Source organism: Actinotalea ferrariae, assembly GCF_019733465.1.
In the GTDB taxonomy this organism is placed as follows: Bacteria; Actinomycetota; Actinomycetes; order Actinomycetales; family Cellulomonadaceae; genus Actinotalea; species Actinotalea ferrariae_A.
Map to the genome: position 1 here is coordinate 1 of NZ_JACVQL010000174.1, position 11,938 is coordinate 11,938.

The window sequence follows — 11,938 nt, forward strand, 5'->3', positions numbered from 1 at the left end:
ACGCCGTCCTCGGGGGCCGCGTACGCGGGGACCGTCCGCGGGACGCCGTCCGCGTCCGGCGCGGTGAGCTCGGGGGTGACGCCGCTGAGCCCGAGCACGCACGCGACCGTCGTGCGGTCCGACCCCGCCGCCGCGCGCGCCACCGCGGCCGCGACCCGCGGGTCGGGTGCGCCGAGCGTCGGCACGTGCGCGACGACGACCGCGTCGACGCCCGGGTCGGAGTACACCTCCGCGAGCGTGGCGTCGAGCCGCGCGACCTCCTCGTCCGACTCCCCCGCGGCCAGGATCGCGCGGCGGTCCACGACGCTGAGCCCGGCCGACGACGCCGCCTCGGCCACGAGCGCGGCGAGCGGCTCGGACCCCGTGAGGACGCTCACGCGCCGCCCCGCGGGCAGCGGCTGGTGCACGAGCAGCTGGGCGACGTCGAGCAGGGCGTGCTGGCTGTCGACCCGGACGACGCCGGACTGGCGCAGGATCTCCTCGAGCGCACGGCGCGGCACGCGCGTCGACCGCACGGCGTGACCGGCCGGCACCACGTGGCCCGAGCGTCCCGCCGTCAGCACGACCACGGGCTTGACCGCGGCGAGCCGGCGCGCGACGCGCGTGAACTTGCGCGGGTTGCCGATGGACTCGAGGTAGAGGCCGACGACGGACGTCGCGTCGTCCTCGGTCCAGAACTGCATGACGTCGTTGCCCGAGACGTCGGCCCGGTTCCCGGACGAGACGAACGTCGACAGCCCCAGGCCGCGGCGGCGTGCGGACGCGAGCATCCCGACCGCCAGCGGGGCGGACTGGCAGAAGAGCGCGAGCCGCCCCGGCTGCGGCACGACGGGGGTGAGGGACGCGTTGACCGTCGGCGCGTCGTCGCTGCCGTGCCGGAAGAAGCCGAACGACGCGGGCCCCAGCACGCGCATCCCGGCGCCGTGCGCGACGCGCACGAGCTCGCGCTGGTGCGCCAGCCCGTCGGGACCGGTCTCCGCGAAGCCGCCCGTGAGCACCACGACGGCGTGCGCGCCGAGCCGGGCGCAGCGACGCACGACGCCCGCCGCGTCCTGCGCGGCGACCGCCAGCACGAGGAGGCCCACGGGACCGGGCACCGCGGCGACGTCGGGCCAGTGGTGGACCACGTCGTCGTCGTCCGCGGCGCCGCCGAGGCCGACCGCGTGGACCTGCGGCCGGACCACCGGGACGCCGTCGGCGCGCGGCTCGCCGGCACCCCGCAGGTGCTCGACGACCGCGAGCGCCGGGCGGCGCGTCGCCGGGTCCCCGTCGGTCACGACGAGCACCGACGACGGCGTGAGCAGCGTGTGCACGCTCCGGGCCTCGGCGCGGTGCTCGCGGTCGGCCATCACGGCGAGCGACCGCTCGGTCGGGTCCAGGTCGACGGACACCGTGACGATCCCGTCGTCGAGGTGCTGGCTCACGGCGTACCCGGCCACGCGGAAGACGGCGAGCATCTGGCCGTTCTGAGGCAGCACCTCCGCGGTGAAACGGCGGATGCCCCGCTCGCGGGCCGCGGCGGCGATGTGCTCGAGGAGCACCGAGCCGAGCCCCCGCCCGTGGTGGTCGTCGGCGACGTTGAACGCGACCTCCGCCTCGCCCGGCGCCGTCCGGTCGTACCGGGCCACGGCGATGATGCGCTCGCCCCCGGGGCCGTCGGCGTCGTCCGTCACGGCGACCAGCGCGACGCGGTCGTGGTGGTCGACGTGCGTGAACCGGCTCAGGTCGCGCTCCGGCAGCCGCTCGAGCGGCGCGAAGAAGCGGAAGTAGGTGGACCGCTCGGACTGGCGCACGTGGAAGGCCTGCAGGCGGTCGGCGTCGGCCGCGCGGATGGGACGGACGCGTGCCGTGCCGCCGTCGCGCAGCACGACGTCGGCCTCCCAGTGCCGCGGGTACCCGGCGGCCTCGGCATCGGCCCCGTCCGTCCGGGTCGTCGGCTCCCCCGCCGGCCCGGGGGCCGGCTGCGAGGTCGGGAGGGCCGCGTCGCTCACCCCGCCAGGCTAGCCGCCGGGCGCGTCGGTGGACCGGTGACCGGCCGCGAGCGGCGACAATGGAGGGTCCGCGGGCGCCCGCTCCCGGGGCGACCGACGCGCACCACGACCAGGAGGAGCCCCGACGATGGCCCGCCGCACCCCCGAGGTCCCGAGCGGACCCGTCGAGGAGAACATCGTCGACATCGACGTCGCGGCGGAGATGGAGGGGTCGTTCCTCGAGTACGCCTACTCGGTCATCTACGCCCGCGCGCTGCCGGACGCGCGCGACGGCCTCAAGCCCGTGCAGCGCCGCATCCTGTTCCAGATGTCCGACATGGGGCTGCGGCCCGACCGGCCGTACGTGAAGTCGGCCCGCGTCGTCGGCGAGGTCATGGGCAAGCTCCACCCCCACGGCGACACCGCGATCTACGACGCGCTCGTTCGCCTCGCGCAGCCCTTCTCGCTGCGCCTGCCGATGATCGACGGTCACGGGAACTTCGGCTCGCTCGACGACGGCCCGGCGGCCCCGCGCTACACCGAGGCCCGCCTCGCGGCGGCGGCCATGGCGATGGTCTCGGACCTCGACGAGGACGTCGTCGAGTTCGTGCCGAACTACGACAACAAGCTGACCCAGCCCGAGGTGCTGCCCGCGGCCATCCCGAACCTGCTGGTCAACGGCACCTCGGGCATCGCCGTCGGCATGGCGACCAACATGGCGCCGCACAACCTCGTCGAGGTCGTCGCGGCGGCCCGGCACCTGGTCGCGCACCCGCACGCCACGCTCGAGGACCTCATGCGGTTCGTCCCCGGGCCCGACCTGCCGGGCGGGGGCAAGATCGTCGGGCTCGACGGCGTGCGGGACGCGTACCGGACCGGCCGCGGCAGCTTCCGCACGCGAGCGACGGCGCGGATCGAGAACGTCACGCCCAAGCGCAAGGGCATCGTCGTCACGGAGCTGCCCTACCTCGTCGGCCCCGAGAAGGTCATCGAGAAGGTCAAGGAGGCCGTGCAGGCGAAGAAGCTCGCGGGCATCACGGCCGTCACCGACCTGACCGACCGGCAGCACGGGCTGCGGCTCGTGATCGAGGTCAAGAGCGGCTTCGACCCGGAGGTCGTGCTCGAGCACCTGTACCGGTTCACGCCGATGGAGGACTCCTTCGGCATCAACAACGTCGCCCTCGTCGACGGTCAGCCGCGCACGCTCGGTCTGCGCGACCTGCTCGAGGTCTGGGTGAGCCACCGGATCACGGTCGTGCGGCGGCGGTCGGAGCACCGCCTGGCGCGGCGGCGCGAGCGCCTGCACCTGGTCGAGGGCCTGCTCGTCGCGATCGTCGACATCGACGAGGTGATCCAGGTGATCCGGGCGTCCGACACCGCGGAGGTCGCGCGTGAGCGGCTCATGAGCGTGTTCGACCTGTCCACCCCGCAGGCCGAGTACATCCTCGAGCTGCGGCTCCGCCGCCTGACGAAGTTCTCCCGGATCGAGCTCGAGAAGGAGGCGGAGGAGCTGCGGCGCGAGATCGCGGAGCTCGAGGCCGTGCTCGGTGACGACGCGCTGCTCCGGACGGTGGTCAGCGACGAGATGGCCGACGTCGCGCGGACCTTCGGGACGCCGCGCCGCACCATCCTCCTCGAGCACGCGGGCGGGACCGGCGTCGTCGGCGCGCCGGCGGCGCGTCAGGCGCCGCTCGAGATCGCCGACGCGCCGTGCTGGGCGCTGCTCTCGGGCACCGGTCTGCTGGCCCGCACGGCCGACGCGACGGCTCCGGTGCGCGACGGCCGCCGGTCGGCGCACGACGTGCTCACGTCGAGCGTGCTGACCTCGACGCGCGGCGAGATCGGTGCGGTCACGAGCCGCGGACGGGTGCTCCGGCTGCCCGTGCTCGACCTGCCGGGCATGCCGCCGACCGACGGGCCGCCGTCGTTGTCGGGCGGCGTGCCGGTGAGCGAGGTGCTCGAGCTGGCCGCGGGCGAGCGGGTGCTCGCCCTGGTGGGCCTCGGCGCCGATGCGCCGACGCTCGCGCTCGGCACCGCCTCGGGGGTCGTGAAGCGGGTCGTGAGCGAGCAGGCGCCGAGCCGTGACGCGTGGGACGTCATCGGCCTGCGCGACGGCGACGAGGTCGTCGGCGCCGCATGCGTCACCGAGGCCGACGAGCTGGTGTTCGTCACCAGCGACGCGCAGCTGCTCCACTTCGCCGCGTCGTCCGTGCGCCCGCAGGGGCGGCCCGCGGGCGGCATGGCGGGCGTCAAGCTCGCCGCGGGCGAGCGCGCCGTCTTCTTCGGCGCGGTGCCGGACGGTGCCGCGGAGCCCATGGTCGTCACGGTCGCGGGCACGTCGTCCGCGCTGCCCGGCACCCAGCCGGGCTCGGCCAAGGTCACGCCCTTCGACGTCTACCCCGCCAAGGGACGCGCCACGGGCGGCGTCCGCGCGCAGCGGTTCCTCCGCGGTGAGGACACCCTGCTGCTCGCCTGGGTCGGCCCCTCCCCCGCACGCGCCACGGGTTCGGCGGGTCAGGCGCTCGAGCTGCCGGCCCTCGACCCCCGCCGCGACGGCTCGGGCGTGACGCTGCCCGCGCCCGTGCACGCGCTGGGCTGAGCCCGGGCCCCCGCTCCGTCGGGGGTGGGGGGTCGGGCCTCAGAGCTCGACGCTGTAGAGCACCTGCCCGTGCGTGGCCTCGTAGCCGAGCCGCTCGTACAGCCCGTGGGCACCGCTCGGGTTGGCCGTGTCGACGCCGAGCGACGCGTACTCCATGCCGTCGGCGCGGTAGGCCTCCATCGCACGCCGCAGCAGCGCCGAGGCCAGGCCCGTGCCGCGCCATCCCCGTCGGACGCCGAGCAGCTCGGTGTAGCCGCACGTGTAGCCCAGCGGCTCCCAGTCCTGCTCGTACCGGCCGGACACGAGGTAGCCTGCGACCTCGTCGTCCTCGGTGAGGGCGACGAAGCTCCACGAGGGCATGAAGTGGCTGTCGTGCTCCCACGTCTCGGGCGTCTGCGGCTCTGAGCCCCAGTGGTCCGAGAAGGTCTCGTTGTGGGCGACCCGCACCGCGTCGTCCAGCTCGGGCGTCCAGCCCACGACGCGCACGCCCGCGGGCGGCGTGGCCTCGGGCAGCGGCACCGCGAGGTCCCGGCGCATGTCGGTGTACCACCGGACGGGGCTGAAGCCCGCGGCCGCCCAGAGCCGGCGCTGGTCGCGCGCGGCCTCGTCGACGTACACCGCGAGCCGGGCCGGCAGGTCCTTGCCGGCCTCGACGAGCTTCTGCCGCCCGCGACCCTCGAGCCACGTGACGACCGCGCGGCCCAGGCCGCGGCCGCGCCACTGCGGGTGCACCCCGCCCCGCAGGAACGCCCGCACCGTCGTGGTGTCGCCCGGACGCACCTCGACGATCCCGTACGCCCGCGGCACGCCGTCGGCGTCCAGGCCGACGAGGCTGTCGCGGTGCGGGTCCTTCCACGCCCCCTTGAAGAGGTCGACGACCTCGTCGTAGGACTCGCGCTGCGGGGCGGCGTCGGCCTCCTCGATCGCCTGCAGCAGCGTGTGCAGGGCGGGCGCGTCCGCGAGCTGCAGCGGTCGCCACGTCAGCTCGAGGTGGGCCGGCGGGAGGTCGAGCACGGCGGGTGGGTCGGCGCGGACGGCGATCGGTTCGAGCGTGCTCACGCAGGTCACCCTAGGTGATCGCCGGGTCGGCCCGACGCAGCGCGAGCGCCCGGCTCAGGCGTCGATGCGCGCGCGGTCGAGCTGACCGGCTCCCGCCACGATGAAGTCGCGGCGCGGCCCGACCTCCGAGCCCATGAGCAGCTCGAACGCCGCCTCGGCGGCCGCCGCGTCCTGCGCGCGGACTCGCCGCAGCGTCCGGTGGCGGGGGTCCATCGTCGTCTCGGCCAGCTGGTCGGCGTCCATCTCGCCCAGACCCTTGTACCGCTGGATGTCCTCCTTGTAGCGCCGCCCGGAGCGCTCGAGCTTCTTGAGCGTCGCCGCGAGCTCGGCCTCGGAGTACGTGTAGAGGTACTCGTTCTTGCGCGAGCCGGCGCCGATCACCTCGATGCGGTGCAGCGGCGGGACCGCGGCGTACACGCGTCCCGCGTCGACCAGCGGCCGCATGTACCGGAAGAAGAGGGTCAGGAGCAGCGTCCGGATGTGCGCGCCGTCGACGTCGGCGTCCGTCATCAGGACGATCTTCCCGTAGCGCGCCGCCTCCAGGTCGAAGCTGCGACCCGATCCGGCCCCGATGACCTGGATGATGGCGGCGCACTCGGCGTTCTTGAGCATGTCCGAGATCGACGCCTTCTGGACGTTGAGGATCTTGCCCCGGATCGGGAGCAGGGCCTGGAAGTCCGAGCTCCGGGCGAGCTTGGCCGTCCCCAGGGCGCTGTCGCCCTCGACGATGAACAGCTCGCTGCGCTCGACGTCGTCGCTGCGGCAGTCGGCGAGCTTGGCCGGCAGCGCGGACGTCTCGAGCGCGTTCTTCCGCCGGGAGATCTCCTTCTGCTTGCGCGCGGAGAGGCGAGCGCGCATCTCGGCGACGACCTTGTCCAGGACGAGCGACGCCTGGGTCTTCAGGTCCCGCTTCGACGACGTCAGGAGGGCGGTGAGCTCCGTCTCGACGACCTTGGCGACGATCCCGCGCACGGGTCCGGTGCCGAGGACCTCCTTCGTCTGGCCCTCGAACTGCGGCTCGGAGAGGCGCACGGTGAGCACCGCGGTGAGCCCGGCGAGGATGTCGTCCTTCTCGATGCGCTCCGACGTGTCCTTGGTGGACACCTTGAGCCGGCGGGCGTTGAGCTCGACCTGCTTGCGCAGCGTCTTGACGAGCGCCTGCTCGAAGCCGGCGAGGTGCGTGCCGCCCTTGGGCGTCGAGATGATGTTGACGAAGGTCCGCATCTCCGTGTCGTAGCCGGTGCCCCAGCGGAGCGCGACGTCGACCTCGCACTCGCGCGTGACCTCCTGCGACGTGAGGTGCCCGCGGCCGTCGAGGACCGGGACGGTCTCCGTGAACGTGCCCGCCCCCGTGAGGTGCCACGTGTCGGTCACCGGCGCGTCCGGCGCCAGGAACTCGACGAAGTCCACGGTGCCGCCGTGGTGGACGAACGTCTCCTCGTGGGGCGCCTCGGCACCCGGCGTGCCGGGCAGCCCGCGCTCGTCGCGCACCGTGACGGTCAGGCCCGGCACGAGGAACGTCGTCTGGCGCACGCGCGAGACGAGCTCGTCGTAGGAGAACACCGCGGTGCGCGGGAAGACCTGCCGGTCCGCCCAGTAGCGCACCCGCGTCCCCGTGCGGCCGCGTGCGACCTTGCCGGTCACCGCGAGCTCGGAGGCGTCGACGAACGGCGTGAACGGCGCGTCGGGGTCGGGACCGCCGGCCGGGTCCGCGAACACCCCGGGCTCGCCCCGGTGGAACGTCATGCGGTGCGTGCGCCCGCCGCGGTCCACCTCGACGTCGAGACGCGAGGACAGGGCGTTGACGACGCTCGCGCCGACGCCGTGGAGGCCGCCCGAGGCTGCGTACGAGCCGCCGCCGAACTTGCCGCCCGCGTGCAGCTTGGTGAAGACGACCTCGACACCGGTGAGGCCGGTCTTGGGCTCCACGTCGACCGGGATGCCGCGGCCGTTGTCCCTGACCTCCACCGACGAGTCCCGGTGCAGCACGATCTCGATCCGGTCGCAGTGCCCGCCGAGCGCCTCGTCGACCGCGTTGTCGATGATCTCCCACAGGCAGTGCATCAGGCCGCGCGAGTCGGTGGTCCCGATGTACATGCCGGGTCGCTTGCGCACCGCCTCGAGCCCCTCGAGCACCGAGAGGTGGCGGGCGGTGTAGCTGGACTCGGACACCGTGCTGGTCACGTCACGAGGGTAGTCGCTGGCGCCGACACGGCCGGGGAGGCGTGCCGCAGCATCACGGCACGTCACGGGACGGCGGCGGCACGGTTGCGATGTGGTCACGCCCTGCGGCGCCAGGGACGGAAGAACTACGCGGTCAGCGAATATCCCGCGATCCGGCAGGCCTGCGTCGGTACCGGGTGGTTGTATGGAGCGGTGACCACGACGCAGACCTCCCCGTTGACCGCAGCCGATCGCTGCGACCGCTGCGGTGCCCAGGCATACGTGCGTGTCGTCCTGCCGAGCGGCGAGCTCCTGTTCTGCGCGCACCACGCGCGCCGCCACGCGTCCGCCTTCGCGGACGTCGCCGTCCTCGTCCAGGACGAGACCGACCGTCTCCTCGAGGAGCACGGCGCCCCGGCCCGCTGACCGACCACGACGAAGGGCCCGGCACGGTTCGTCCGTGCCGGGCCCTTCGTCGTACCCTCGGCTGCTGCGCCGCAGCGGCACCCACCCCGTGCGGCGGGGTTCCCACGCACGGAGGCTGACGCATGGACCTGGTGACCCAGCTCGTAGGGCTCGCGATCCTCGTCGGCCTGGTGGGGATCGTCGTCCCGGTCCTGCCCGGCTCGCTGCTCATCGCGGTGGCGGTGCTCGTATGGGCGCTCGACAGCGACGCCGGTGCCGCGTGGGCGGTCTTCGCGGTCGTCCTCATGCTGCTCGCCGTCGGCTGGGCCGCGACCTACGTCGTCGCGGGCAAGCGCGTCTCCGACGCCGGCGTGCCGCGCAGGTCGATCGTCGTGGCGGGCCTCGCCGGGATCGTCGGGTTCTTCGTCATCCCGGTCGTCGGACTGCTGGTGTTCTTCCCGCTCGCGCTCTTCGGCATGGAGTACGTGCGCCTGCAGGACGTCACGGCGGCACGCCGGTCGGCGTTCCTGGCCGTCAGGGCGACGGCGCTCGGCATGCTCGTCGAGCTCGGGCTCGCCTGCGCGGCCGCGGCGACGTGGCTCGTCGCGGTGCTGGTCGGCGTCGGCCGCTGAGCGCCCGAGCTCGGCAGCACCGAGCTCCGTCGCAACCGGCGCGCCCGCACCTCGCGGGGTGGGACGGGTCGCCGACGCTCAGCGCGTGAGGCGGGACCGGGACGAGCCGGGCGCAGCACGCCCGCGGCGCTGGTCGCGCACCACGACGACCGCACCGGCGACGACCCCGAGGAGCGACAGCCCGACGAGGATGCCGTCGGCCTGACCCTGCTCGTGCACGAGGAGGGCCAGGCCGCAGGCGGCGACGAGGGCGAGGCAGGCCAGCACCCGGCCGGCAGCCGTCGAGCTCATGCGCGTCAGTCGAGGTAGTCGCGGAGGACCTGCGACCGGCTCGGGTGGCGCAGCTTCGACATGGTCTTCGACTCGATCTGGCGGATCCGCTCGCGCGTGACGCCGTAGACCTTGCCGATCTCGTCGAGCGTCTTGGGCTGGCCGTCGGTGAGGCCGAAGCGCATGGAGACGACGCCGGCCTCACGCTCGGAGAGCGTGTCCAGCACCTGGTGCAGCTGCTCCTGCAGGAGCGTGAAGCTCACCGCGTCCGCCGGAACGACCGCCTCGGAGTCCTCGATGAGGTCGCCGAACTCGCTGTCGCCGTCCTCGCCGAGGGGCGTGTGCAGCGAGATGGGCTCGCGGCCGTACTTCTGGACCTCGACGACCTTCTCGGGCGTCATGTCGAGCTCCTTGGCGAGCTCCTCGGGCGTGGGCTCGCGACCCAGGTCCTGGAGCATCTGCCGCTGGACGCGGGCGAGCTTGTTGATGACCTCGACCATGTGGACCGGGATGCGGATGGTCCGCGCCTGGTCCGCCATGGCGCGCGTGATGGCCTGACGGATCCACCACGTCGCGTACGTCGAGAACTTGTAGCCCTTGGTGTAGTCGAACTTCTCGACCGCACGGATGAGGCCGAGGTTGCCCTCCTGGATCAGGTCCAGGAAGAGCATGCCGCGCCCCGTGTAGCGCTTGGCGAGCGAGACGACGAGACGGAGGTTCGCCTCGAGCAGGTGGTTCTTGGCGCGACGGCCGTCGGCGGCGATCCACTCGAGCTCGCGACGCAGCTTCGGCTCGAGCTTCGGGTTGCCGGCGAGCTTCTCGTCGGCGAACAGGCCGGCCTCGATGCGCTTCGCGAGCTCGACCTCCTGCTCGGCGTTGAGGAGCGCGACCTTGCCGATCTGCTTCAGGTAGTCCTTGACCGGGTCGGCCGTCGCACCGGCGGTGACGACCTGCTGGGCCGGGGCGTCGTCGTCGTCGGCGTCCGAGTACGTGAAGCCGGCGTCCTCCGTCTCCTCCTCGGCGGCGGGGGCGGCGGCAGGAGCGGCGGCGACCTCGGTCTCGTCGGTCGCGGCCTCGTCCTCGGCCGGCTCGGCGTCGACCTCGACGTCGTCGGCGACGACGACCTCCTCGGCGGTCACCTCGTCCTCGGCGGGCTCGACCTCGAGGTCCTCGGTCTCCTCGACCTCGTCCGTCTCGGCGGGCGCGCCGGCCTTGGCGGCCGCCGCGCGCTTCGCGGCAGCGGTGCCGACCGCGGCCTTCGCCGGTCCGGTCTTGGCACCCTTGGCGGCGGGCTTCGCGGTCTTGGCAGCCGGCTTGGCGGCCGCCTTCGCACCCGCCTCGGGGGCCAGGGCCGTCGTGCTGCTCGAGCGGCGGCTCGCGGCCGCGGCGACGGCGACGCGAGGAGCCGCGTCGGTCACCGTGACACCCGCGTCGGCCAGGCCGCGCAGCACACCGCGGAGCCGCGCTGGGGCGACCTCGGCCACCTCGCACGCGTGGCGGAGGGCGGCCGCGTCGACCGTGCCGTGGGTACGGCCACGGCGCACGAGCTCCTGCAGGGCAGGGTGCTCGAACTCACGCGGGAGGGAGGGAACAGAGGGGGTGGGTGACACGAAAGACCTTTCGGCAGCGCCAGGCTCGCAGAGACCGTCCGGGAGCAGACAGACATTGTAACGTCCGGAGGGTGCCGATCCATGCCCGATCTGCGCCGTCGACGCCGTCCGGGTGACTCCGGACCGCTCCTGGCGGGCCCGCCGGGCCCGCGCCGACAGGCCGGGACGGGTGGCCGGCTCGCGGCCGGCTCAGGTGACCGGTGGCTTCACCGCGAGCACGGGGCACGGCGCGTCGAGCAGGATGCGCTGGGCGTTGGAGCCGAGGAGCAGCTTCCCGACCGGGCTGCGGCGACGCAGGCCGATGACGATGAGGTGCGCGGCGGAGGCCTCCGCGGCACCGATGATCTCCTCGGCGACGTCGTTGCCCTTGCCCGTGACCCGCACCTCGTGCTCGACGCCGGAGCCCGCCAGCCGCGTGCGCAGCTCCTCGGCGTGGCGCTCGACGTCCGGCGCCTCGGCCCCGAACCGGTGGCTGCGCTCGCTGAGGATGACCACCAGCGGGACCTTCCGGGCCTCGGCCTCGGCGACCGCCGCGTCGAGCGCGGCACCGCCCTCGGGTGTGGCGACATAGCCCACCACCACGCTCATCGGTGCTCCTTCGCGACGACTGCCCCCGCGGGACTGGCTCGACGCTACCTGATCAGCGGGCTCCTCACCGCGTCGCCCGGCGCAGCCAGCCGGGCGGCATGCCGGCGTCGAGCGCCTGGGCCACCAGGAGCCCGAGCCGGTACCCGGGCGCGTCGAGCAGGGCCCGGTCCACGAGCACGCCCGCGCGCGCACCGTCGCCCTCCCACCAGGCGAGCAGCGCGAGCAGCGTCAGCGCCGGCCCCTGCACCCGCCGGGAGCTGTGGGCGACGACCTGCTCGAGCAGCGCGGTGCAGGCCGCGGCGACGACCGGGTCCGGACGGACGCCGTGCTCCGCGTCGAAGACGGCACCGAGCGCCGAGCCCACCTCGCGGTCGTCGCCCGCGACGAGACGGTCGGCCACCCGGGCCGACCCGGGGACGAAGCCGAGCAGCGCGGCGTCCCGGCACAGCACGTCGTCGAGGAACGCCTGGAGCCGCCCCGCGACGACGGCCGCCATGGGGCTGAGGCGCGGACCGCCGCGCGACGCACCGTGACCGCGCGCCGTGCCGTCGACGACGGCCGGTCCCACGGCGGCGACCGCGCGCTCGAGCTCGGCGCGCCAGAGCTCGAGGCCCTCGCGTCGCCACGCGTGCAGCTCCCGCG

General features: G+C 74.2%; 10 protein-coding genes. 3 read left to right on the forward strand and 7 right to left on the reverse strand.

Annotated features, from left to right (window positions below):
• A partial coding sequence (locus tag ICW40_RS13875; protein ID WP_221654611.1) for a GNAT family N-acetyltransferase occupies window positions 1–1,991 on the reverse strand: 1,991 nt, incomplete at its 3' end.
• Between the two features lie 127 nt (window positions 1,992–2,118).
• Between ICW40_RS13875 and ICW40_RS13880 the strand changes: the two genes are divergently transcribed.
• Complete coding sequence (locus tag ICW40_RS13880) at window positions 2,119–4,569, forward strand: DNA gyrase/topoisomerase IV subunit A (protein WP_221654612.1); 2,451 nt, start codon at window positions 2,119–2,121, stop codon at window positions 4,567–4,569.
• 39 nt (window positions 4,570–4,608) lie between these two features.
• Here ICW40_RS13880 and ICW40_RS13885 read toward each other — a convergent pair whose 3' ends face one another.
• Together ICW40_RS13885 and ICW40_RS13890 are read right to left on the reverse strand one after the other, a co-directional pair.
• The gene (locus ICW40_RS13885) at window positions 4,609–5,628 is read right to left on the reverse strand and encodes a GNAT family N-acetyltransferase (protein WP_221654613.1); all 1,020 of its coding nucleotides are present in this window, start codon (window positions 5,626–5,628) and stop codon (window positions 4,609–4,611) included.
• Window positions 5,629–5,682: 54 nt separating this feature from the next.
• Complete coding sequence (locus tag ICW40_RS13890) at window positions 5,683–7,812, reverse strand: DNA gyrase/topoisomerase IV subunit B (protein ID WP_221654614.1); 2,130 nt, start codon at window positions 7,810–7,812, stop codon at window positions 5,683–5,685.
• 192 nt (window positions 7,813–8,004) lie between these two features.
• Here ICW40_RS13890 and ICW40_RS13895 point away from each other — a divergent pair, with 192 nt between their 5' ends.
• Both ICW40_RS13895 and ICW40_RS13900 read left to right on the forward strand, forming a co-directional pair.
• Window positions 8,005–8,217, forward strand: coding sequence for a DUF7455 domain-containing protein (locus ICW40_RS13895; RefSeq protein ID WP_221654615.1), 213 nt, complete (start codon window positions 8,005–8,007; stop codon window positions 8,215–8,217).
• Between the two features lie 122 nt (window positions 8,218–8,339).
• Entirely contained in the window at window positions 8,340–8,828 is a 489-nt protein-coding gene (locus ICW40_RS13900; protein WP_221654616.1) for a DUF456 domain-containing protein, read from the forward strand.
• A 78-nt stretch (window positions 8,829–8,906) separates the two neighbouring features.
• On the opposite strand, the gene ICW40_RS13905 is transcribed toward ICW40_RS13900, so the two are convergent.
• From ICW40_RS13905 to ICW40_RS13920, 4 genes are all read right to left on the reverse strand, one after another.
• Complete coding sequence (locus ICW40_RS13905) at window positions 8,907–9,119, reverse strand: hypothetical protein (RefSeq protein ID WP_221654617.1); 213 nt, start codon at window positions 9,117–9,119, stop codon at window positions 8,907–8,909.
• 5 nt (window positions 9,120–9,124) lie between these two features.
• On the reverse strand, window positions 9,125–10,708 hold the full coding sequence (locus ICW40_RS13910; RefSeq protein ID WP_221654618.1) for an RNA polymerase sigma factor: 1,584 nt from the start codon (window positions 10,706–10,708) through the stop codon (window positions 9,125–9,127).
• A gap of 189 nt (window positions 10,709–10,897) precedes the next feature.
• The gene (locus ICW40_RS13915; protein WP_221654619.1) at window positions 10,898–11,296 is read right to left on the reverse strand and encodes a universal stress protein; all 399 of its coding nucleotides are present in this window, start codon (window positions 11,294–11,296) and stop codon (window positions 10,898–10,900) included.
• A gap of 64 nt (window positions 11,297–11,360) precedes the next feature.
• Window positions 11,361–11,938 (reverse strand): DUF4192 family protein (locus tag ICW40_RS13920; protein ID WP_221654620.1); only part of this gene is annotated, 578 nt, incomplete at its 5' end.